Source organism: Sinosporangium album (assembly GCF_900100605.1).
GTDB lineage: Bacteria > Actinomycetota > Actinomycetes > Streptosporangiales > Streptosporangiaceae > Sinosporangium > Sinosporangium album.
This window is the reverse complement of sequence record NZ_FNCN01000005.1, coordinates 121,131-143,256: the sequence shown is the minus strand read 5'-3', so window position 1 is coordinate 143,256 and position 22,126 is coordinate 121,131. Positions and strand designations below refer to the sequence as shown.

The following is a 22,126-nucleotide window of genomic DNA, read 5'->3' as shown; positions in this document are numbered from 1 at the left end:
GCGCAGTCCTGCTCAGTCCTGCTCAGTTCTGCGAGGGGTCGTCCGGACACGTGGCGACAAAGGCGAGCTCGCCGGGCTGGCGCCGCAGGACCGCCCGCCACAGCGAGCCGGGGTCGTCGTAGAAGGTGTCGGCGGGATCGGCCTCCACGACATACCACGCCCCCTCCCGGATCTCCTCCTCCAACTGTCCGGAATTCCACCCCGCGTAGCCCGCGAAGATGCGCATCTGCGCGATCTCGCCGGCCAGGATCTCGGGTGGCGCGTCGAGGTCCACCGTACCGAGACGGGACACCGCGGGCGTGGCGGCGTGGAGTCGCCGCCAGCCCAGCGGCTCGCCGCCGCTGGGGACCGCCGCGAGCGCGAGCGCGCTGTCGGTCTGCACCGGCCCGCCCTGGAAGAGCACGGCCGGTCCGGTGACCAGGTCGTCCCACACCGGCAGCACCTGGAGGACCGAGACGTCGCTCGGCCGGTTCAACACCACGCCCAGGGTGCCGCCGGTCCGGTCGTGCTCCAGGATCAGCACCACGCTACGCCGGAAGTTGGGGTCGTCGAGCCGGGGTGTCGCCACCAGGAGCCCTCCGACGTAGATCGCCTCCGCCATGACTCCATGATGATGGGTCCGGAGGAAGAAAATCTCCCGGCCCCTCACAAGCCACCCCTATGTCACGTGATGAGTCTGATTGTGAACTCTACGTGACACTGATCGGAGCTTGAGGGCCTCCAGATCAGGCCTCGGTGAAGCCCCGGGCCCGGCCACCGGCCGACTCGCGCACTGCCGCGGCCACGGCACCGGCGACGTCGGGGTGGAAAACACTGGGGATGATGTAGTTCGGGCCGAGCTCCTCGTCGGTCACCGCCGAGGCCAGGGCCCGCGCCGCCGCGAGCAGCATCTCCTGGGTCACGTGGTTGGCCTGCGCGTCGAGCAGACCGCGGAAGACGCCGGGGAAGGCCAGCACGTTGTTGATCTGGTTGGGGTAGTCGGAGCGGCCCGTGGCCACGACCGCGGCGTGCTCGCGGGCGTCGTCGGGCGAGACCTCGGGCTCGGGGTTGGCGAGGGCGAACACGACGGCGTCCTTGGCCATGGTCGCGATGTCGTCACCGGTCAGGATGCCGGGCGCCGACACGCCGACGAAGACGTCGGCCCCCTTGACGGCGCCGCGCAGGTCGCCGCTGTAGCCCTCGGCGTTGGTGTGCTCGGCGATCCACCGCAGCGAGTCGTCCAGGTCGTCCCGCCCGGCGTGGACGGCCCCGCGGTAGTCGCACACGATGAGGTTGCGCGCTCCCGCGGCCATGAGCAGCCGGAGTACGGCGGTGCCGGCGGCGCCCGCCCCGGCCATCGTGATCCGCACATCCGAGATGTCCTTGCCCACCACGCGCAGCGCGTTCGTCAGCGCCGCGAGGACGCAGATGGCCGTGCCGTGCTGGTCGTCGTGGAAGACCGGGATGTCGAGCAGCTCGCGCAGCCGCCGCTCCACCTCGAAGCAGCGCGGCGCCGAGATGTCCTCCAGGTTGATGCCGCCGAACCCGGGGGCCAGGATCTGCACCGTACGGACGATCTCATCCACGTCCTGCGTGTCCAGGCAGATCGGCCAGGCGTCGATGCCGGCGAATCTTTTGAACAGCGCCGCCTTGCCCTCCATCACGGGCAGGGCCGCGGCCGGGCCGATGTTGCCGAGCCCGAGCACGGCGGACCCGTCGCTCACCACCGCGACGGTGTTCCGTTTGATCGTCAGACGCCGGGCGTCTTCGGGGTTGCGGGCGATGGCCATCGACACCCGGGCCACGCCCGGCGTGTACGCCATCGAGAGCTCGTCGCGGGTGCGCAGCGGCACCTTCGACTTCATCTCGATCTTGCCGCCGAGGTGCATCAGGAACGTGCGGTCCGACACCTTGTGAATGACGATGCCCTCGACCTGTTCGAGGGCATCCACAATCGCCTGAGCGTGATCGGTGTCTTTCGCGGCGCATGTCACGTCGATGCGGAGCCGCTCATGGCCGGCGTTCGTGACGTCAAGCGCCGTGACAATGCCCCCCGCGTGCTCGACCGCGTGAGTGAGCTGGCTTACGGCTCGGCCTCCGGCCGAGACCTCAAGTCGCACCGTTATGGAATAGGACACACTGGGGACGGTGGCCACAGTCAACGCTCCTTCGCGCCTGACCTTGCTTCGGGATGCTTCCATCGTGCCACCCCCCACCCAGTGACAATGCCCCAACTGCCCACTTCACCGGCGTGCGACGCCAAGACCCGGCCTCTACACCTAGGTTTACACCCCCTCATGTGACCCAATCCATACGAAACCTCCCCAAACCACACGCATTTCCCGGCTCTTGTCCCGCCCCGAACCTCTGGAACGAACCTGGAACGGCCCCTGGAACGAGCCAGCGGCCCCTGGAACGAGCCTGAACGGGCCCGGTCCCCCAGGGAGACCGGGCGCCGACCTGCGAGCGCCGGATCAGAAGAGGGCGCTGGCCAGTGCCCGCCGGGCCGTGCCGACGGCGGGATCCTCTGTGGGAAGAGCCTCGAAAAGTCCGAGAAGGTGCACGCGCACGCGGTCGCGGTCGTCGCCCGCGGTGCGGCGGACGAGGCCGACGAGCCGGTCGAAGGCGACCTCGACGGAACCGGAGAGCATCTCCAGGTCGGCCGCCTGGCATTGGGCGTCGATGTCTCCCGGGTCGGCGGCGCGGCGCGCGACGTCGGCGGGGTCGAGCCCCTCGGTGCGCTCGATGAGCCCGACCGCGGCCAGGCCCATGCGGGCGTCGTCGTTGCCGGGCGCGCGGGCCAGCAGCCTCTCGTAGGCGGCGCGGGCGGCGGCCAGGTCGCCGTCGTCGATGGCCTTCTCAGCGGCGAGGATGTCGGGGTCGACCGCCGCCTCGGGCGCGGCGCCGGGCTCTTCCCCTTCGGCGACGGGCTCACCGCTCAGGTATTGCGCCAGGGCCTCCATCAACTGGTCGATCCACTGGCGGACCTGTGCCTCGGGGAGCGCCCCCTGGAAGCCGGTGACGGCCTGCCCCTGGAAGATCGCCATCACGGTGGGGACGCTCTGGACGCGCAGCGCCCCGCTGACCTGCGGGTTGGCGTCGACATCGACCTTGGCGAGCACCCACGTGCCGCCGGCCTCGGCGGCGAGCTTCTCCAGGATGGGGCTGAGCTGCTTGCAGGGCTGGCACCAGGTCGCCCACAGGTCGAGGACGACCGGTGTGCGCATGGAACGCTCAACGACTTCGGCTTGGAAGGTGTCGTCGGTGACGTCGATCACGGTCACCGCACCGCTCGGGGAGGCTCCTCCAGGCGGTGTGGCCTGGGCCTGGGCCTGACGGCGGGCCTGCGCCTCCAGGGCCTGCTTCCGCGCTCCGAGGTCCACCGCACCGTAGAGCGATCCGGGTCGTTTGAAGTCCGCTGGGCTCATGCCTCCATCCTGCCGTATCCGGGACACGTCACCCTCCTGGTGGGGCACTTCAGAAGGACGCGGGTTCTCGATATTCGCCCCACTCACCCCTGAGCGTGTCGCACATCTCCCCGAGCGTGGCCTCGACCCGGGCCGCGGCGAGCATCGACGGGATCATGTTGGCCTCCGTGCGGGCCGTCTCGGCCATGCGGGCGAGCGCCGTACGCACCGCGGTGTCGTCCCGCAACCGCCGCCGGTCGGCCAGGACGCGCCGCTGCTCCGCCTCGACCTCGTGGCCGATGCGCAGGATCGCCAGGGGTTCCTCGACGGTGGCGGTGTGGCAGTTGACGCCGACGACGCGCTTGCGCCCCTTCTCCACCTCGCGCTGGTGGCGGAACGCCGCCTCGGCGATCTCCCCGGTGAACCACCCGTCCTCGATGCCGCGCAGGATGCCCGAGGTCATGGTGCCGTCGCCGCCCATGTCGCGGATGCGCTGGAAGATCGCCTCCGCCTCGGCCTCCAGGCGGTCGGTGAGTGCCTCGACGTACCAGGCCCCGCCGAGAGGGTCGGCGACGTTGACGACCCCGGTCTCCTCCATGAGCACCTGCTGGGTTCTGAGGGCGATCTCGGCGGCCTTCTCCGAGGGGAGGGCCAGCACCTCGTCCAGGGCGTTGGTGTGCAGGGAGTTGGTGCCGCCGAGGACGGCGGCGAGGGCCTCGACCGCGGTACGGACGACGTTGTTGTCCGGCTGCCGGGCGGTCAGCGACACGCCGGCGGTCTGGGTGTGGAACCGGAGCCACTGGGCTTTGGCGGTGCGTGCGCCATATACGTCCCTCATCCAGCGCGCCCAGATGCGCCGCGCGGCCCTGAACTTGGCTATCTCCTCGAAAAAGTCGATGTGCGCGTCGAAAAAGAACGACAGCCCCGGAGCGAAGACGTCGATGTCAAGGCCGCGGGACAGGCCGAGTTCGACATATCCGAAGCCGTCGGCGAGCGTGAAGGCGAGTTCTTGCACGGCCGTGGCACCCGCCTCGCGGATGTGGTAACCGGAGACCGAGAGAGGTTTGTAGGCGGGGATTCTCACGACACAGAACTCCATCAAATCCCCGATAAGCCGCAAATGCGGCTTAGGCCCGAACAGCCACTCCTTCTGGGCGATGTACTCCTTGAAGATGTCGGTCTGAAGCGTCCCGTTGAGCCGCCCGACCTCGGCCCCCTGACGCTCGGCCGCCACGAGATACATGCAGAAGACGGGCACGGCGGGGCCGCTGATCGTCATCGAGGTCGTGACGTCGCCGAGCGGGATGCCCTCGAAGAGGACGTCCATGTCGGCCGCCGAGTCCACCGCGACCCCGCAGTGCCCGACCTCTCCCCGCGCGAGGGCGTCATCGGAGTCCCTGCCCATCAGCGTGGGCATGTCGAAGGCCACGGACAGCCCACCGCCTCCGGCGGCCAGGATCATCGCGTAGCGCTCGTTCGTCTGCCTGGCGTTGCCGAACCCCGCGAACTGGCGGATCGTCCAGCCGCGTCCGCGGTAGCCCGTGGCGTAGAGGCCTCGCGTGTACGGAAACTCCCCCGGCCAGCCGATGCGCTCGAAACGCGGGTCGTCCACGCCCTCGGGCGGGCCGTACACCGGGTCGACGTCGGACCCGGACAGTGTCGTGAAGTCCGCGTCGCGTATGGGCGCGGCGTCGAAGCGTGCCTGCCAGCGCACGCGCGCGCGGGCGATCTCGCCGCCGTCCATGCGGGCCCCCAGCCGATGGATCAGAACAACCAGAACAACCAGAACAACCAGAACACAGCTACACAGCCTAGATGCTAGGACGACCTATGAAAATTCCCCAGAGTTACAAAAAGCCCTAGTCATGGCAAAGCGCCCAGGCGCTGCCGTACGCCTCAATGTCACACGTTGGTCGCAAAAATCGGTTAAGAGATGACAGCACTTCTAGCGGCCAGTCAAATTATCGCGAAACCTTCCCGGACACACGGAGGTGTGTGTGAAGCGCGTCATCGTCGCCGCCACGGTCGCCACATTGGCGGCGACCACACTGGCAGCCCCCGCTCAGGCGAGACCGTCGTCGGCGCAGACCGCGGCGGAGAGCGAATACGTCGTCCTGTACAAGGAAGGCGCCGGCCCGGCGGACGCCCGCCAGGCCGTCCAGGCCGCGGGCGGCACCGTGGTCAAGGAGAACACCGCGGTCGGCCTCGCCACCGTGACCAGCTCCAACAGCGAGTTCTCCGCCCACCTCCAGCGGAACCCCGCCGTCGAGGGCGTCGCACGCAACCGCGTCATCGGCGCCGCGCCCAAGAACGCACGCGCGATGGGCGAGACCCGCAAGGTCGTCGAGGAGCGCGCGATCGAGCAGGAGGGCAGCGAACCGGGCCCGAGCGCGGCCCGCCCGGCCAAGCCGAAGCCCAAGGCCGAGCCGCTGTCGGAACTCCAGTGGGACATGAAGCAGATCCGGGCGACCGCGGACGGCTCCCACAAGTACGAGCAGGGCGACCGGCGCGTCCTGGTCGGCGTCATCGATACCGGCATCGACGGGTCGCACCCCGACATCGCCCCCAACTTCAACCGCGAACTCAGCCGCAACTTCACCGTCGACATCCCCTACGACGCCAACAACGCCGTGGTGGACGGGCCGTGCGAGACCGACCCCGACCAGTCGTGCAACGACCCGAACGACGTGGACGAGGCGGGCCACGGCACGCACGTCGCCTCCTCCATCGCCTCGCCGATCAACAACCTCGGCGTCGCGGGCGTGGCTCCGAAGGTCACCCTCGTCAACCTCCGCGCGGGCCAGGACTCGGGCTTCTTCTTCCTCCAGCCCAGCGTGGACGCCATCACCTACGCCGCCGACATCGGCGTCGACGTGGCGAACATGAGCTACTACATCGACCCGTGGCTCTTCAACTGCGCCGACAACCCGGCCGACTCGGAGGCCGACCGGCTGGAGCAGCGCACGATCACCAGCGCCGTCCAGCGCGCCCTGGACTACGCGCACAAGCGCGGCGTCACCCTGGTCGCGGCGGCCGGCAACCAGGCCTTGGACTACACCAAGGAGAACATCGACGAGTCCAGCCCCGACTTCGCCTCCGAGCCGGGCGAGGCGCCTTACCGCCGCGTGGTGCCCGCGAGCTGCCTGTCCCTCCCGACCGAGGGGAACCACGTCATCGCCGTCGCCTCCACCGGCATCAGCAAACGCAAGTCGTACTTCTCCAGCTACGGCAACGGCTTCACCGACATCGCCGCCCCCGGAGGCGATGTCTACGACACCCCCACGAACCAGCGCGACGTCACCAAGTCCACCCTGTCGGCCTACCCCAAGTCGGTGGCCGAGGCCGCGGGTGAGCTCAACCCCGACGGGACGCCCAACGTGACCAGCCTCGTGCGGGACTGCAGCGGCACCGTGTGCGGCTACTACCGCTTCTCGCAGGGCACCTCCATGGCCTCGCCCCGCGCCGCGGGCGTGGCCGCGCTCATCGTGAGCAAGTACGGCGAGCGCGACCGGCGTCGCGGCGGCCTGACGATGGACCCCGAGGACGTCCAGGAGATCCTCGTCGAGACCGCCACCGCCACCCGCTGCCCCAGCCCCGCGGCGTTCACCTACACCCGGAACCTGCCGAACGGCACCACCGTCACCGAGACGCACACCTGCGAAGGCGGACGCGGCGCCAACGGCTTCTACGGCCCCGGCATCGTCGACGCCCTGCGCGCCGTCCGCTGACCGACACCCGCCGCACCCGCCGCACCCGCGGCACCCGCGACACCCGCGACACCCGCCCGAGGGCGGCATCGTACGGCCCGGCGCCCGGCCTCACGGGCGCCGGAGCCGTACGGCACGGCCACATGCCCCACCGTACGGCCGCCCGCCCCGCCGCACCCCCGCTCCACGGCCGTACGGCGCCGCCCGCCTAGGCGTGCCCGCCAGGCTCGTCAGGGAAGTCGCCCGCGGCCACCCTGATCGTGCGGAGAAGGTCGAACATCTGCCCCAACTCGTCTTCGCCGTACATGGTCATGCCGAACCCGGCCTTCATCAGGTCGGCGGTCGCCACGCGCACGATCTCCCTCCCCCGCTCGGTGATCTCGGCGAGCACTCCTCGCCCGTCCCGCGGGTTGCGGAGCCGACACACGAGCCCGGCACGCTCCAGGCGGTCGACCGTGTTGGTGACGCTCGTGGGGTGGACCATGAGCCGCTCACCGATCTTGGAAAGCGGGAGTGCCCCGCTCCTGCTGAAGGTCAGCAGCACGAGAGCTTCGTACCTCGCGAAGGTCAAGTCGTAGGGCTTCAGAAGCGTGTCCAGTTGCGAGAGCAAGATCTGATGCGCTCTCATGATCGATGTGACGGCGGCCATGGCCGAGGACGGCCCGAAGTGAACGCGCCAGGACTGCGCGGCGCGATCGATCGGGTCGAACGGCAGATTGAGCGACTTGGGCTGCGGCACAGCGCTACGGTAGCGCGCCCCTCGTCCTGATTCGCCCAACTACGGTGAGTAGCCGGTCGGTGTCCTTGACTCAGAACGCAGACGTCAAACATCACGCTCAGTTATGGTTCTCACATTGAACGGTGAGGCGGAGGCCAAAGGGCCACGCGAAGGGCACGTGTGTTCTTCAGGCCGTGATCAACCATGCCCGCTCTAGAGCGGGCCGACAGCGCGCGTGGGCGCGCCGGGGACGCGGCGTCGGGGGACGGCGCCGAGGTTGATCTCTCCACTCACGCAGGGGGCACGGGGGGACTTTCATGAATACAGACATGGCGCCTTCGCGGCGCCGGATGGAGGCACAGTCCGCCGACGCCGCGGGGCCGCTTGGCCGGTCCGCGCGCGCTCGTGCGTGACCAGACGGGCGTTTCACGCGAGGAGCTGAAGCAGAGCGCTGCGATGACGGTCGCGGTGCTGCTGGTGCTTGGCCTGGTGACGGCGTGGAGCGTCCTCATCCCCGGGGTCAACGCCTGGGAGAACATCGTCGCCGCGGTGATCGGTTCACTTCGGCTGACGGGTCCTGTCGCCGCGGCGTTCGCGGCCTGGGTGGCGGTGCGCCGCCGCAAGGCGAGCCGAGGGCGCGCGCTGCCCACGTGGCGGGTGCTGAAGGCGCCGCTCGCGATCACGGTCGTGGCCGTGGGGTCCTTCGGCGTGACCCTCGCGGTGCTGGCCGCCCAGTCGGTGCTCACCGAGCAGGCGGGCAGGCTGCTGCCGAGCGGCCTGGCGATGGGCATGGCGGGGCTCGCGCTGTACGTCGCGATCGGGTGGGTCCTCGGGTGGGCCCTGCCGTGGGCCCTCACGCCGATCGTCGCGGGTGTCGGGTGCTACGCGCTGTTCACCTGGCTCTCGGACGGCTCATCGTGGGCGGAGCGGTTCGCCCCCGCCACGCGCGAGCCGTACGACGTGTTCGACGGTCTCAGCGGCACAGCGTTCGCCGACCAGACCCTCTGGCTGCTCGGCGTCAGCGCGGCGCTGCTGCTCGGGTGGGCCGCCGCGGTCACCCGCAAGCCGCTGGCGCTCGCGGCGGCGCTGATCGCCGTGCTCACGGCCGCGACGGGCGTGGCGCGGCTCGTCACCCCGGCTCCCCCGCGTTCGGCCCAGCCGGTCGCCTACAGCTGCCAGGAGTGGCCGATCGAGGTATGCGTCCACCCCGGCATGCGCACGGGGCTGACGGAGCTGAGCGCCACCTTCACCAAGATCGCCTCTCGGCTGGCGGGCACGCCCGCGGCGTTCACGCGGGTCGAGCAGCGTCCTCGCGAAGGCCGGAACGTCACGTCCGGGGGTGTCGTTCCCGTCCACCTGGACGACCTCGCGGCGGGCTTCGCCGACGAGGCCGCCTCGGAGTTCGTCGAGACGCTGGCGCGTCGGTGCCCGGGCACGTCGGCGGGGGGCTACCGGGAGATAGTGATGGCCTGGCTGCGGGGACAGCCGCTCCCGGGCGGCCCGCTCCCCGAGCATCAATACGCCGCGGCGTGGTTCTCCGGGCTGACGGAGTTCCAGCGGCGCGACTGGCTCCGCATGTTCTTCACGGACTTCTCCTCGTGCAGCCTGACCTCGTCGCACTTCGGCGGCGGGCCCGCGGCGCAGGCCGATCCGTGGCGGGGCACCCCGGGCCCCCGGCAGAGCTACCCCGTCAATCCCACTCCCGGCGGCACCCCGCCGACGGCCACCCTGCCCGGCGCTCCTTTCCCTCCGCGGCCCACCGCCGCGCAGCCGGAGCGCCCGGCGCACCCGTCCGCGTTCGGCGGCTCGTCGCCGCAACCGGGCCCGGCCGTGGGCGGGCAGCACCGGGTGCCGCCCCCGCCCCCAGAGCAGGACGCGCCCTGAGCGCGCCCGCGGTCGTCCGAATATCCACACACACCAGACCGAATCCCACGATCACGGTAAAGGGAGTTCTTCACGGGAAGAAGAAGTTCCGTGAAGTCTGAGCCCCCCACACACCCCACACCGGAGACCCCCGCACAGAAGCCCCCCACGCCGGAGCCATCCACACCGTCAGACTCCTCCCAGACCGCGCCCTACGACCGCCCCGACATGCCGGGGCGGTCCGCTCGGCGCGGAGGATGGGTCTGGCGCCTCCTCGTGGGGGGCATCGCCTTCATCGCGCTTCTCGCGGGCGGGGTGTGGCTCGCCTGGACCTGGCTGGATCCGTTCGGGGACAAGGTCACCGAACGCGGCGGGCCCGCACTGCTCCAGTCGATCCACGACCTGAGCAGGTTCGAGGCCGCCTCGGGCGACTTCCAGGTCGTCGTGGACCTGGAGCGTGACGCCGCGTTCCTGCCGGACGCCATCAAGGGTGAACGCACGCTGTTCGTCGCGGCGGGCGGTGTGGACGCCTACGTCGACTTCGCGGCGCTCTCGGGCGACGCGCTGACCGTCTCGGACGACCGTACGGCTGTCGCGGTGCGCCTGCCCCGGGCACGGCTGGAGAAGCCCAACCTCGACAACGATCGATCCTACGTGTTCGCCCACCAGCGCGGCCTGTTCGACCGGTTGGGCGATTTCATGTCCGGGTCGCCGGACGACCAGCGCGAGCTGTACACGCTGGCGGAGAAGAAGATCGCGGAGGCCGCGACGGCCGGGGACCTGCGGGCCCGAGCCGAACAGAACACCAAGGCCATGCTGCAGGGGCTGTTCAAATCCCTCGGGTTCACCAAGGTCACCGTCGAGTTCGACGCCGCCCCCTAGCCCCGCCGGAGCACCCGGCACGGCGCCTACTAAGGACCGCGCCAGGACGGTGCCAGGGGCCGCATCAGGGCAGGGAGCCGATCAGGTCGTCGGCGGCGCCGTACGGGTCGGTGTGGCCGTCGAGCACCCGCTGGGCGAGTTCGGAGAGGCGCCGGTCGCCGCGGAGCTCGTCGAAGCGTGAGCGCAGGGCCACCAGGGCGATGGCCTCGATCTCGGCCAGCACCCTGGCCCTGCGACGCGCGTCGAGTTGGCCGCTCCGCGCGCAGTGGGCGTGGTGCCGGTCGAGGGCTGCCATGAGGTCGTCGCCGCCCTTGTCCTCGATCGCGACGGTGGGCACGATGGGCGGCCGCCATGGCCGGTCGGACAGCGCGACCATCGTGCGCAGCTCGCGGAGGGTGGCCGAGGCGCCGTCGCGGTCGGCCTTGTTCACCGCGAAGACGTCGGCCACTTCGAGAACGCCGGCCTTGGCGGCCTGGATGTCGTCCCCCATCCCCGGGGCCAGCAGCACGAGCACGGTGTCGGCGAGCGAGGCGATGTCCACCTCGTCCTGGCCGACGCCCACGGTCTCGACCAGGACGACCTCGCACCCGGCGGCCTCCAGCACCCGCAGGGCCTGCGGGGTCGCCCGCGCCAGCCCGCCGAGGTGGCCCCGGCCCGCCATGGACCTGATGAACACCTTGGCGTCGCCGGCGTGCTCCTGCATGCGCACGCGGTCGCCGAGCAGGGCCCCGCCGGTGAAGGGGCTGGACGGGTCGACCGCCAGCACCCCGACGGTGGGCCCGCGCCGCCTGAAGGCGCGGACGAGCATCGAGGCGCAGGTCGACTTGCCGACGCCCGGCGCCCCCGTCAGCCCGATCACCCTCGCGACCCGCGGCGCGCCCCGGTCTCGGGACTCGCGCGCCGACAGCCCGGCCATGACGGCGCGCAGTTCCGGCGCGCCGTTCTCCACGAGCGAGATCACGCGCGCGACCGCCCGGGGGCGGCCCTGTCCGACCTGTGCGACCAGGCCGTCGACATCGACGGGCACACCGCACTCCTTCGGAACGCCTGGGCCTCGAAAGGCGACCTACCGCCCCGGCCGCCGCGGCTACGGCACCCGGATGATCAGCGCGTCGCCCTGGCCTCCACCGCCGCACAGCCCGGCCGCCCCGAGGCCGCCGCCCCTGCGCTTGAGCTCGTGAGCGAGGGCCAGCACGATACGTGCGCCGGAGGCACCGATCGGGTGGCCCATCGCGATGCCGCCGCCGTTGACGTTGACCTTGTCGAGGGAGACGCCGAGTTCCTTGGCCGACTGGATCACGACGGCGGCGAACGCCTCGTTGATCTCCAGCAGGTCGAGGTCGTCCACGGTGAGCCCCTGCTTGCCGAGCGCGTGCTTGATCGCATTGGCCGGCTGGGACTGGAGGGAGTTGTCCGGACCCGCCACGTTGCCGTGCGCGCCGATCTCGGCCAGCCAGGGGAGCCCGAGCTCCTCGGCCTTGACCTTGGACATGACCACGACGGCGCACGCGCCATCGGAGATCTGGGAGGCCGACCCGGCGGTGATCGTGCCGTCCTTGGCGAAGGCGGGCTTCAGCCTGGAGAGGACCTCCACGGTCGTGTCGGCCCGCACGCCCTCGTCGGCGGTGAAGAGCACCGGGTCGCCCTTGCGCTGCGGGATCGACACGGGGACGGTCTCGGCCTCCAGCACACCGTTCTTAATCGCCTCGGCGGCGAGCCGGTGCGAGCGGGCCGCGAAGTCGTCCTGCTCCTCGCGGGTCAGGCCGAGCGGCTTGTTGTGGTGCTCGGTCGACTCGCCCATGGCGATCTGGTCGAAGGCGTCGGTGAGGCCGTCGTAGGCCATGGAGTCGACGACCTGGCTCCCGCCGTACTTCACTCCCTTGCGCAGGGCGGGCAGCAGGTGGGGGGCGTTGGTCATGGACTCCATGCCGCCGGCCACGACGATGTCGAACTCGCCGGCGCGGATGAGCTGGTCGGCCAGGGCTATCGCGTCCAGACCGGAGAGGCACACCTTGTTGATCGTCAGGGAGGGCACGGTCATCGGGACGCCGGCCTTGACGGCGGCCTGGCGGGAGGGGATCTGCCCCGCGCCCGCCTGGAGGACCTGCCCCATGATCACATATTCGACGCTCTCCGGCGACACGCCCGCACGGTCGAGTGCGGCCTTGATGGCGATGCCACCGAGCTCGACGGCCGAGAGGCCGGACAGCGAGCCGAGCAGACGCCCGATCGGCGTACGAGCTCCGGCGACAATGACGGAACCGGACATCTAAGGGGCCTCCCTCTCGGGGTTGGAGCGACTTTGCCACCATATCCAGAGGGCCGAGGGCGACCGGGAGGCAGGTTGCCCAGAAAAATCGCAGATATCACCGCAGGAAGGAAACTCCATCATGCTGCTGAGGATCGATCACATCGGCATCGCCTGCCACGACCTCGAGGCCACGATCGCTCTCTACCAGAAGACGTTCGGGCTGACGGTCGTGAGCAGGGAGGTCAACGAGGAGCAGGGCGTGCGCGAGGCGATGCTGCACGTCGCCGACGGCGAGACCGGCGGGTCCTACATCCAGCTCCTTGAGCCGCTCGGCCCGGACACTCCGGTCGGCAAGTTCCTCGCGTCGCGGGGCGAGGGCGTGCACCACGTGGCGTACGGCGTGGCCGGCATCACCGAGGCCATGGAGGAGGTCGCCGCCACGGGCGTGCGCCTGATCGACAAGGCGCCCCGGCACGGCTCCATGAACACCTCGATCGCGTTTCTCCACCCCAAGGACGTGGGAGGCGTTCTGACCGAGCTGGTTCAGGCCCCTGAGCGCGACTCCTGAGGGCTGTCAACGCTAGAAAGGTTCATACGTAACAAGTCGTACAGAAAGCTGGAGGGGGCCGCCAAGCCCGCAGTTGCGGAGTACGCTGGCCTACCAACGGACGTGGGTCCTGCCGTGCGTCGCAATGCCCTCCGCGCCTCGGATGTCCGCACCCCCCGTCCGGCACCCCGTGAAGCCGTCTCGACAACCCAGGATCGAGCCTCCATGCAGTCCGACATCGACGCCCAATTGAACAACTTCTTCGAGGACGCCCCCGCTCGGGAATTCGACGTGGTGCTCCGCGGTTACGACCGGCACCAGGTCCACGACCACCTTAAGCAGATCGACAACGAGCTGCGCCAGGCCCGCGAGCAGGCCGGGGCTCTCCAACGAGAGCTTTCCGAATCCCAGCGGCAGCTGCAGGAGCAGGAACGCCCGACCTACTCGGGCCTCGGCGCCCGCATCGAACAGCTCCTGCGCCTCGCCGAGGAGCAGGCCACCGAGCTGGTGCAGGCCGCGCGTTCCGAGGCCAACGAGATCAAGGCGACCGCCAAGGTCGACGCCGCCGACACGCGGGCCGCGGCCGAGAACGAGGCGGCCGAGAAGCGGGCGCTCGCCGCCCGCGAGGCCGAGGAGATGCGGACCAGCGCCGACCGCGACGCCGAGGAGATCCGCTCGACGGCGCGCCGGGAGGCCGACGAGCTGACCGCGACGACCGAGCGCGAGGTCTCCAAGCTGCGCGCCACGGCCGACCACGAGGTGGCCGAGAAGCGCGCCGACGCCGAGCGCGAGATCGCCAAGCTCCGCACGACGACCGAGCGCGAGGTGGCCCAGCTTCGCGCCTCGACCAAGCGCGAGCGCGACGAGGTCCTCACCACCGCCAAGCGCCAGGCCGACGAGATGCGCGCCCAGGCCCAGCGGGTGCTGGAGGAGTCCGAGGCCAAGCGGGCCCAGGACGAGGCCGAGTTCGAGATCCAGCTCGCCGCCCGCCGCGAGGAGGCCGAGCGCCAGGAGGCCGAGCGCCACGCCACCGCGCAGGCCGCCACCCAGAAGCTCGTGGCCGAGGCCGAGCAGCGGGCCGCGACCGCCGAGCAGCGGGCCACCAAGGCCACGCAGCAGGCCGAGCAGACCCGCCGCGAGGCCGACACGCACGCCAAGCAGCTCCTGGCCAACGCGCGCAAGAACGCCGACCAGGTCGTGGCCGACGCCAAGAGCAGCGCCGAGACGATCGTCAGCGAGGCCAAGTCGGAGGCCGAGCGCACCCGCACCGCGATGCAGCGCCAGGTCGACGAGCTCACCCGCCAGCGCGACAGCATCACGAGCCACCTCGCCCAGCTCCGCCAGCTCCTCGGCGGCGCGCCGCTGCCCGGCGCGGACGACCCCGCTCCCGCCGTCACCGCGGCTCCGCCCAAGCCGGCCCTGGCCGCGACCGTCGCGGAGAAGCCGGTGCCGGCCGCCGCCGCCGCCAAGCCCAGCGCGAGCAGCAAGTCCGACGACGACTCCGAGTGGTGGCAGGAGTAAGCACGAAAGGCGGTCATGTCGGCACTCTGACAACGGGTTAGACGACGGGCTATCGGGGAGAGCCCGGCGACCCCCTCACCGGGTCGCCGGGCTCTCTTGCCGTCCGCGGCCACGGACGCCCGCATATGATCGACCCGGCCACCTCGAAGGCACACGGCTCGCCGGCGCGAGCCGTACGTCCCGCCAAGGACCTCAAGGAGCACCCCGTTGGCCGACTCCGCCGCACCCTCCAGCCCGACCGGCGTGAGCGGCACGCCGGTCGTGCCCGCCGCGCGCCCGCCCGCGGGCGGCGAGGGCGACGTCCTTCCCTACGGATTGCCGGGAAAGCCGCTGGCCAAGAGCCCGTTTCTCTTCGGCCTGACCGGTGGGCTCGGCGTCCTGACCGCGATCGCGCTCGCGCAGGCGGTGACGAGCGCCCGCAGCGTGATCGTGCTGATCTTCGTGGCGATGTTCCTAGCCGTGGGGCTCAACCCGGTCGTCGAGTTCCTCCAACGGATGCGCCTGTCCCGCCGGTGGGCGATCTCCCTGGTCTTCAGCGGTGTGATCGGGTTCTTCGTGCTGTTCGGGTTCGCGATCGTGCCGCCGGTCAGCCAGGAGGTCTCGGATTTCGCGGCGTCGGTGCCCTCCTATCTTGAGGACCTCCGCACCAACCCCACGGTCCAGCAGCTCGACGCCGACTACCAGCTGCTCGCCAAGCTCCAGGACTACATCACGAGCGGCGGCCTCGGGGCGGCCGTGGCCGGGGGCATCTTCGGCGTCGGAGCCGTGGTGTTCAACGCGTTCTTCTCCGGGCTGACCCTGCTCGTGCTGACGCTGTACTTCCTCGGCTCGCTGTCGACGATCAAGGACTATCTGCTCAAGCTCGTCCCGACCAGCCGCCGGGAGCGCACCCAGTCCATCGGCGACCAGATCCTCGACGGCATCGGCGGCTACGTCGCAGGGAGCGCTCTCATCTCGACCATCGCGGGGGCGCTGTCGTGGCTGTTCCTCACCGTCGCGGGAGCGCGCTACGCGCTGGCGCTGGCCCTCATCATCGCGATCACCGACCTGATCCCGCTGGTCGGCGCGACGATCGGCGCGGTGCTGGTCACCGGGGTCGCCTTCCTGCAGTCGGTGCCGCTCGGCATCGCCTGCCTGATCTTCTTCGTGGTCTACCAGCAGGTCGAGAACTACGTGATCTATCCCAAGGTCATGAAACGCTCGGTGGACGTGGCCCCCGCCGTCACGGTCATCGCCGCGCTGTTCGGCGGCGCGCTCATGGGCATCGTCGGCGCGCTGCTCGCCATCCCCGCCGCCGCGGCGATCGCGCTCATCCTGCGCGAGGTGGTGCTCCCCCGTCAGGCGCGGCTCTGAGGACCCATCGGCCCGGCGAGGAACGCGGCCAGCGCCCGGTTGAACGCCTCGGGCTGCTCCAGCGCGCTCAGATGCCCCGCCCGCTCGATCACGGCGAGCGAGCCGTACGGCAGAGCCTTCGCCATCTCCTCGGCCTCGCCCCTCGGCGTGAGCTCGTCCTCCTCCCCCACGATGACCAGCGCCGGTACGGCGAGCCCGCGCAGCGTGTCGAAGGAGTCCGGCCGCCCCGCCATCGCCCGCTGGGCCCACGCGACCGCCTTGGGCGACGCCGACAGCGTCAACGCCCGCACCCTGCCGTAGACCATCGCCCTGCGCGCCACGGTGGTGCGCCCGAGCAGCCCCGGCAGGACCTCGTCGGCCAGCACGGAGGTGCCGCGCGCGAGCACGGCCGCCGCCAGCTCCTCGCGGCGCCGCGCCGCGGGCGCCGGGTCGGCGCCCGCCTTGGTGTCGGCGAGGACCACGCCGAGCAGCCGGTCCGGGTGGCGGCGGCAGAAGGCCATCGTCACGTAGCCGCCCATGGACTGCCCTCCGACGACGGCCCGGTCGATGCCCCGGTCGTCGAGCAGGCGGGCCACGTCGTCGGCCATCACGTCGAGCGAGGGGGCCTCCTCCCCCAGCACCGACCCGCCGAATCCGCGCAGGTCAGGAGTGATCACCTGGTGGCCTGAGGAGAGCCCCTCGCGCTGCGCGAGCCACATCACCGACGACAGCGGGAAGGCGTGGAGCAGGACGACCGGCATCCCGCTCCCGGCCGATCGCGTGTATAGCGGCACACCGTAACCGTAGACCGGCGCACCCCCGTGCGTCACGGCAATGGCGATGACGAACGATCAGGTCGGAGCCCCCGGTCGGGCGGCCTCACACGCTGTCGTGGACGTCGGTCGGCAGCGGGTAGGCGGCCGGGTTGACCTTCCGTACGATCTCGTTGAGCACGATGCGAACGTAGGGCTCTCCGACCCACAGGTGCTTGGCGTCGTCGACTCCCACGACCTCGGCCTGGGGCACTCTGGCGAAGCGCTCGACCGCTTCGTCGGGCCGCAGATAATCGTCGAACTCCGGCACCAGCGCCATGAGCGGCCGGCCGAACCGCGCCCAGGCGTCGAGGTCGGCGTCGCCGGCCCGGCGCAGCGGCGGGGAGAGCAGGATCGCCCCCTCGACCAGCGGGTCGTGCCCCCACTTCAGCGCCAGTTCGGTGCCGAACGACCAGCCGACCAGCCACGGATGGGGCAGATCGTGGAACTCCGCGTATTCCAGCGCGGCGGCGACGTCGAGGCGCTCGCCTTCGCCCTCCTCGAAGCTCCCCTCAGAGGTGCCGCGCTCGGATGTGGTGCCGCGGGTGTTGAAGCGGAGCACCGCGAGGTCGGCGAGGGCGGGCAGCCGGTTCGCGGCCTTCTTGTAGACGTGGCTGTCCATCATGCCGCCGTGGGTCGGCAGCGGGTGCAGGCAGACCAGCGTGGCCACCGGAGGCCGGTCCTCGGGCAGAGCGAGCTCGCCCACCAGGGTGAGCCCGTCGGCGGTGTGCAGCTCGATCGGCTCTCGCCGTGCCGCAAGCACCGTCGCCGCGCGAATCTCCATTGATGCTCTCCTCAGTAGCGGGTACGGCCTGGGCCCCGGTCGAGGCGTTTGCGCCAGCACGCAGTGTGCCAGTGCCGCCGCTCCTCTTCGCCACCGGGGATGGTCGGCCAGCTCACGATATGCGGCACGTTCGACCGGACGTCCTGTTCGCAGCCCGGACAGCGGTAGAGCTTGCCCGAGGCGCCGCCCGCCAGCATGCGCACGGTCCAGTCGCCGTCCGGCCAGTCCTCGACCCGGTCGACGCCGCGCGGGGAGGTGTTGAGGGGGTTCGCGGGGGGCCCGCCGCGCCTTCCGCGGTCGAAGGGATTCATGCGTCGGGCGCGGCGTGGGCTCATGCCTGAGATAACGACTTAAAGCGGGATGGGCTTCCGTTTACTGGCAAGAACGTTGTTCGTCATCGCAGCCGGACCGTCCGATCGTGAAGAGGTGACGGCGCTCCGCCGGTAGGGTTGGCGTTCATGCGGTTGGTCATCGCGCGGTGCAGCGTCGATTATGTAGGGCGGCTTACGGCTCATCTGCCCATGGCGCCAAGGCTCATCCTCATCAAGGCGGACGGTTCGGTGTCGATCCATGCCGACGATCGCGCGTTCAAGCCGCTCAACTGGATGAACCCGCCCTGCAAGCTCCGCGAGGAGGAGGGCACATGGACCGTCACACACGGCAAGACCGGTGAGCAGCTCATCCTCACGATCGAAGAGATCACCCATGACTCCAGCCACGAGCTCGGTGTAGACCCCGGTCTGCGCAAGGACGGCGTCGAGGCGCACCTGCAAGAGTTGCTGGCCGAGCACATCTCCACACTCGGCGAGGGGTGGAGCCTGATCCGCCGCGAGTTCCCGACCGCGATCGGCCCGGTCGACATCCTCTGCCGCGACCAGGCGGGCGCCACGGTGGCGGTCGAGATCAAACGCAGGGGCGAGATCGACGGGGTCGAGCAGCTCACCCGCTACCTCGAGTTGCTCAACCGCGATCCGTTGCTGGCCCCGGTGCGCGGGGTTTTCGCCGCGCAGGAGATCAAACCGCAGGCACGGGTGCTCGCCACCGATCGCGGAATCGACTGTGTGGTGCTTGATTATCACGCTCTGCGTGGCATCGAGCCGGAGAACCCGACACTGTTCTGAGTGAGCAAATCCGGCCAATCAGACCGCCGACGAGTTCACTTGTCCGGTATTTGATGCCCATGCAAACGCACGTGCACCACATTAATGTCCCATCTGTTCCTCACTCTTCCCGAAAAAGGATCATGCGTCCATAATAGTTGGCTCTGGGGGCCACGATCATTTCTTCGGGCGTGAGGTGTGGCACGTGAGCGGACGCGCATACAGAGGACTGTCGGCCGACGAACGTCAGGCCGACCGGCGAGAAAGGCTCATCTCAGCGGCGTACACCCTGTACGCCAGCCTCGGGTTTCCCGGCACGACGATCGAAAGACTGTGCAGCGAGGCCCGAATTTCGAATCGCGCCTTCTACGAGTGTTTCTCGGGACGGGAGGAACTACTACAGGTCGTCCACGACCGATGCGTCGACGAGGCACTCGGCTCTATGACGAAATCCGTTCAGGAAGCGCCCGACACCTTCCTCGGCAGGATCGAGGCAGGCATCTCGGGATACATCGGTTTCGTCACCCAGGATCGCCGCAGGGCGCGGATCATGCACCTCGAGGTGCGCAGGGCGGGCGACCACCCGCTCATCACATCCCGCAAGCGCACGATGTCGGCGTTCTGCAAGGTCATCGAGGAGTCACCGGGCGGGCGCGCCCTCATCCCCCCCGGAGTCGACGCCCGCCTGCTGTCACTGACAATGCTCGGAGCGCTCCAGGAACTCCTCATCGAGTGGCTGCTGGCCGACGAACCGCCGGCGACGGACCAGCTGGTGGGCACCGCCGTACATCTCCTGCGGCAGGCGTACGCCGCCTGACCGCGAGGGCTCACCGGTGAGGGTGGATCACGCTGAATGTGGTCCACCCTCGAATATAAGGCGATCTCCGGTGGACCCCCGAAAGCCACCGGATGCCCGTTTCAGGCCACAGCAGCCATGGGGAGCTCTACGCGCAGCACCCGATTCAGCCGAGTCACCGCAAACACCCGCATGATCCGCGGCGGCACCCTTCGAAGAACGAGGCGGCGACCCGCGCCACGGGCGCGGCGATGCGTTCCCACGAGAACTCCGAGGCCGGTGGCATCGATCATCTCCAGGTCGGCGAGATCGACGATCAGATCTCCGTCACCGGAATCGACTGCGTCGTGCAGCCGCGGGCGAATCCCGGCCACGGTCCCCGCATCGAGGCGAGGTCCGACACTGATCACCTGAGCTCCAGGTTCTCCCCGGACGCGCATGCCACCTCCTCAGGTCGGATCGCCGTTACCGGCGACCAGACGTACAAGAAACGCCGCGCCGAACGACCAGCTCGACAGCGTTACGTAGCCACACGATGACAGATAGTGAGGGAAAGATGAAACATCTGTGCTTTCATGGTGTTCGGCGTTTCTTGGGCTGTCTTTAGCCCCTTTCCATGCCTTCCTCGGCGCAAACACTCATATCCAGCCCATCTCTTGGGCGGCCCGTATAGCGGAGATTCGATTACTCGCGCCAAGCTTCATGATCGCGTTAGAAAGATAGTTGCGTACCGTGCCCTCGGTGAGCCGCAGCGACACGGCGATCTCGGACACCGACGCCCCCCTCGCCGCCAGCCCCAAGGCGTCGCGCTCCCGCTCGGTCAGCGGGCATTCCCCCGCCATCATCGCCGACGCCGCGAGCTCGGGATCGAGATAACGACCTCCCGTGTGCACCTTGCGTACGGCTGCCGCCAACTGCTCGACCGGCGCGTCCTTGGGCACGAACCCCCGCACCCCGGCGGCCATGGCCCGGCGCAGATAACCCGGCCGGCCGAAGCTTGTGAGAATCACTACAGCCTGCCCCGGCAGGCTCTCGGCCACGCTCAGCCCGTCGGCCCCCGGCATCTCGATGTCGAGCACCACCACGTCGGGCCGGTGCTCGGCCACCGCGGCGGCGACCTCGTCGCCCCGCCCCACCTGGGCCACCACCTCCAGGTCGGGCTCCAGATTGAGCAGCGAGGCTATCGCCCCTCTGATGAGATGCTGGTCATCGGCGAGCAGCAGACGGATCATACGACCCCCTCCATAGGCACGGCGGCGCGCAGTAGATAACCGCCGGAAGCGGTCGGCCCTGCGGTCAGCGACCCGCCGAGCGCCGCCGTGCGCTCCGACAGGCCCGCCAGGCCGCTGCCCTGACCGCGCCGCCGGCGCTCCACGCCGTCATTGGTCATCTGCAGGACGGCCGTGCCGCCTTGGCCGCCCTCGACGGTCACCGCGATGTGGCAGCGCCTCGCCGTACTATGCCTGAGCACGTTCGTCGTGCCCTCGCGCACCACCCACGCCAGGAGCGTGCCGACCTCCTCCGGCAGCACGGCGTCCGGCAGGTCGAGCCCGCAGCGGATGCCCGCCGCCTCCAGCACCGCGCGGACACTGCGCAGTTCGGCGTCGAAGTCGACAGTGCGGTAGCCGCGCACCGCCGCACGGATCTCGCGCAGCGACTCGCGTGCGAGCCCCTGCACCTCCGTCATCTCGGCCGCGGCCCGGGAACCGTCGTGGACGGCGAGCTTGGCGGCCAGCTCGCTCTTGACCGCGATGGCGGAGAGGCTGTGGCCGACCAGGTCGTGCATGTCGCGGGCGAAGCGCAGCCGTTCCTCGGTGACGGCCAGCCTGGCCTGGGCCTCCCTGCCCTCGCTCGCCGCCTTGAGCACCTTCCACAGCCACAGCTGGAACCGGTTGGCCCAGACGATGACCATCCCCATCCAGACGGCCATGGAGAGATTCAGGCCCCTGACGTCGGGGTCGCTCAAAGCCGCGGTGACGAGCGAGGAGCCCAGCCAGATCAGCAGGGTGCGGCGGACCGACCCCTTGATCGCGGCGATCCCGGCCCACGCGGCGGTGATCGCGCCGGTGAACACTCCCATGTCGTCGGTGGCCAGGACGATCAGCGCGACCACGCCGCTGATGAGCACCGGCCGTGTATACGGACGGTCGGCCACCGCGGCCTTGACCGCTGTCACGTAGCAGACGGTGAAGACGACAAGGCCCACGACCCAGACCGGCGTCGCCCACAGGAGCGGCTCCCCCCGGCCCACGCGCTCGGCCACCCCGGCGATCGGGGCCAGCCAGGCCACCGCCGCGCCTGACAGGAGCGTCCAGAACGTGTATCTCCGCACGCGCTCGAAGTCGCTCCGCCCGGTGCGCCGTGTCTTCCACAGCCGACGGCGCCGGTGCACGGCCACCGGCGCCTCCGCCTTCACCCTCGTCATCT

The 22,126-nt window shown here is 70.1% G+C and carries 21 protein-coding genes; 8 read left to right on the top strand and 13 right to left on the bottom strand.

All coding sequences use genetic code 11. The features are described 5' to 3' along the window. Window positions 1–22: 22 nt before the first annotated feature. The 4 genes from BLQ73_RS07080 to BLQ73_RS07065 all read right to left on the bottom strand — a co-directional run bounded on the left by BLQ73_RS07080 (window position 23) and on the right by BLQ73_RS07065 (window position 5,130). Window positions 23–601: a YqgE/AlgH family protein gene (locus BLQ73_RS07080; RefSeq protein WP_093169515.1), complete on the bottom strand. Its 579-nt coding sequence runs from the start codon at window positions 599–601 to the stop codon at window positions 23–25. A gap of 124 nt (window positions 602–725) precedes the next feature. Then, a complete protein-coding gene (locus tag BLQ73_RS07075) occupies window positions 726–2,135 on the bottom strand; it encodes an NAD-dependent malic enzyme (RefSeq protein WP_093169513.1) in 1,410 nt (469 codons plus the stop codon). A 318-nt stretch (window positions 2,136–2,453) separates the two neighbouring features. Further along, complete coding sequence (locus BLQ73_RS07070) at window positions 2,454–3,407, bottom strand: tetratricopeptide repeat protein (protein WP_093169511.1); 954 nt, start codon at window positions 3,405–3,407, stop codon at window positions 2,454–2,456. A gap of 49 nt (window positions 3,408–3,456) precedes the next feature. Beyond that, entirely contained in the window at window positions 3,457–5,130 is a 1,674-nt protein-coding gene (locus BLQ73_RS07065; RefSeq protein WP_093169509.1) for a coenzyme B12-dependent isobutyryl-CoA mutase large subunit, read from the bottom strand. Window positions 5,131–5,383: 253 nt separating this feature from the next. Here BLQ73_RS07065 and BLQ73_RS07060 point away from each other — a divergent pair, with 253 nt between their 5' ends. Beyond that, the gene (locus tag BLQ73_RS07060; RefSeq protein ID WP_093169507.1) at window positions 5,384–7,114 is read left to right on the top strand and encodes a S8 family serine peptidase; all 1,731 of its coding nucleotides are present in this window, start codon (window positions 5,384–5,386) and stop codon (window positions 7,112–7,114) included. A 187-nt stretch (window positions 7,115–7,301) separates the two neighbouring features. On the opposite strand, the gene BLQ73_RS07055 is transcribed toward BLQ73_RS07060, so the two are convergent. Beyond that, entirely contained in the window at window positions 7,302–7,832 is a 531-nt protein-coding gene (locus BLQ73_RS07055; RefSeq protein WP_093169505.1) for a MarR family winged helix-turn-helix transcriptional regulator, read from the bottom strand. Window positions 7,833–8,216: 384 nt separating this feature from the next. Here BLQ73_RS07055 and BLQ73_RS07050 point away from each other — a divergent pair, with 384 nt between their 5' ends. Beyond that, on the top strand, window positions 8,217–9,695 hold the full coding sequence (locus BLQ73_RS07050; protein ID WP_176955315.1) for a hypothetical protein: 1,479 nt from the start codon (window positions 8,217–8,219) through the stop codon (window positions 9,693–9,695). Between the two features lie 90 nt (window positions 9,696–9,785). After that, the gene (locus tag BLQ73_RS07045) at window positions 9,786–10,556 is read left to right on the top strand and encodes a DUF4230 domain-containing protein (RefSeq protein ID WP_245690855.1); all 771 of its coding nucleotides are present in this window, start codon (window positions 9,786–9,788) and stop codon (window positions 10,554–10,556) included. A 64-nt stretch (window positions 10,557–10,620) separates the two neighbouring features. Here the strand turns inward: BLQ73_RS07045 and meaB are convergent, their stop codons facing one another. Continuing rightward, on the bottom strand, window positions 10,621–11,583 hold the full coding sequence (gene meaB, locus BLQ73_RS07040) for a methylmalonyl Co-A mutase-associated GTPase MeaB (RefSeq protein WP_093169501.1): 963 nt from the start codon (window positions 11,581–11,583) through the stop codon (window positions 10,621–10,623). A gap of 60 nt (window positions 11,584–11,643) precedes the next feature. Next, window positions 11,644–12,825 (bottom strand): acetyl-CoA C-acetyltransferase, encoded by a 1,182-nt coding sequence (locus BLQ73_RS07035; protein ID WP_093169499.1) that lies wholly within the window; start codon window positions 12,823–12,825, stop codon window positions 11,644–11,646. A gap of 121 nt (window positions 12,826–12,946) precedes the next feature. Between BLQ73_RS07035 and mce the strand changes: the two genes are divergently transcribed. The 3 genes from mce (at window position 12,947) to BLQ73_RS07020 (ending at window position 16,228) form a co-directional block, all read left to right on the top strand. Beyond that, the gene (gene mce, locus BLQ73_RS07030) at window positions 12,947–13,375 is read left to right on the top strand and encodes a methylmalonyl-CoA epimerase (protein ID WP_093169497.1); all 429 of its coding nucleotides are present in this window, start codon (window positions 12,947–12,949) and stop codon (window positions 13,373–13,375) included. Between the two features lie 204 nt (window positions 13,376–13,579). Next, window positions 13,580–14,875, top strand: a complete 1,296-nt coding sequence (locus BLQ73_RS07025) for a DivIVA domain-containing protein (protein ID WP_093169495.1) — start codon at window positions 13,580–13,582, stop codon at window positions 14,873–14,875. A gap of 207 nt (window positions 14,876–15,082) precedes the next feature. After that, a complete protein-coding gene (locus BLQ73_RS07020; RefSeq protein ID WP_093169493.1) occupies window positions 15,083–16,228 on the top strand; it encodes an AI-2E family transporter in 1,146 nt (381 codons plus the stop codon). On the opposite strand, the gene BLQ73_RS07015 is transcribed toward BLQ73_RS07020, so the two are convergent. The 3 genes from BLQ73_RS07015 to BLQ73_RS07005 all read right to left on the bottom strand — a co-directional run bounded on the left by BLQ73_RS07015 (window position 16,213) and on the right by BLQ73_RS07005 (window position 18,138). Continuing rightward, window positions 16,213–17,001 carry an alpha/beta fold hydrolase gene (locus BLQ73_RS07015; protein ID WP_245690854.1) on the bottom strand — a complete coding sequence of 263 codons (789 nt, stop codon included), beginning with the start codon at window positions 16,999–17,001 and terminating at the stop codon, window positions 16,213–16,215. The two genes, BLQ73_RS07020 and BLQ73_RS07015, sit on opposite strands and share 16 nt — an antisense overlap. Before the next feature lie 85 nt (window positions 17,002–17,086). Beyond that, window positions 17,087–17,803, bottom strand: a complete 717-nt coding sequence (locus BLQ73_RS07010; protein ID WP_093169489.1) for an alpha/beta hydrolase — start codon at window positions 17,801–17,803, stop codon at window positions 17,087–17,089. A gap of 11 nt (window positions 17,804–17,814) precedes the next feature. Then, window positions 17,815–18,138, bottom strand: a complete 324-nt coding sequence (locus BLQ73_RS07005) for an ATP/GTP-binding protein (protein ID WP_093169487.1) — start codon at window positions 18,136–18,138, stop codon at window positions 17,815–17,817. Window positions 18,139–18,261: 123 nt separating this feature from the next. Here BLQ73_RS07005 and nucS point away from each other — a divergent pair, with 123 nt between their 5' ends. Together nucS and BLQ73_RS06995 are read left to right on the top strand one after the other, a co-directional pair. Further along, entirely contained in the window at window positions 18,262–18,924 is a 663-nt protein-coding gene (gene nucS / locus BLQ73_RS07000) for an endonuclease NucS (protein WP_093169679.1), read from the top strand. A 184-nt stretch (window positions 18,925–19,108) separates the two neighbouring features. After that, on the top strand, window positions 19,109–19,720 hold the full coding sequence (locus BLQ73_RS06995; protein ID WP_093169485.1) for a TetR/AcrR family transcriptional regulator: 612 nt from the start codon (window positions 19,109–19,111) through the stop codon (window positions 19,718–19,720). A 101-nt stretch (window positions 19,721–19,821) separates the two neighbouring features. On the opposite strand, the gene BLQ73_RS06990 is transcribed toward BLQ73_RS06995, so the two are convergent. The 3 genes from BLQ73_RS06990 to BLQ73_RS06980 all read right to left on the bottom strand — a co-directional run bounded on the left by BLQ73_RS06990 (window position 19,822) and on the right by BLQ73_RS06980 (window position 22,124). Beyond that, the gene (locus BLQ73_RS06990) at window positions 19,822–20,139 is read right to left on the bottom strand and encodes an STAS domain-containing protein (protein WP_093169483.1); all 318 of its coding nucleotides are present in this window, start codon (window positions 20,137–20,139) and stop codon (window positions 19,822–19,824) included. 198 nt (window positions 20,140–20,337) lie between these two features. After that, window positions 20,338–20,931, bottom strand: coding sequence for a response regulator transcription factor (locus BLQ73_RS06985; protein WP_093169481.1), 594 nt, complete (start codon window positions 20,929–20,931; stop codon window positions 20,338–20,340). After that, window positions 20,928–22,124, bottom strand: coding sequence for a sensor histidine kinase (locus tag BLQ73_RS06980; protein WP_143020161.1), 1,197 nt, complete (start codon window positions 22,122–22,124; stop codon window positions 20,928–20,930). The genes BLQ73_RS06985 and BLQ73_RS06980 overlap by 4 nt, the downstream gene beginning before the upstream one ends. Window positions 22,125–22,126: the final 2 nt, after the last annotated feature.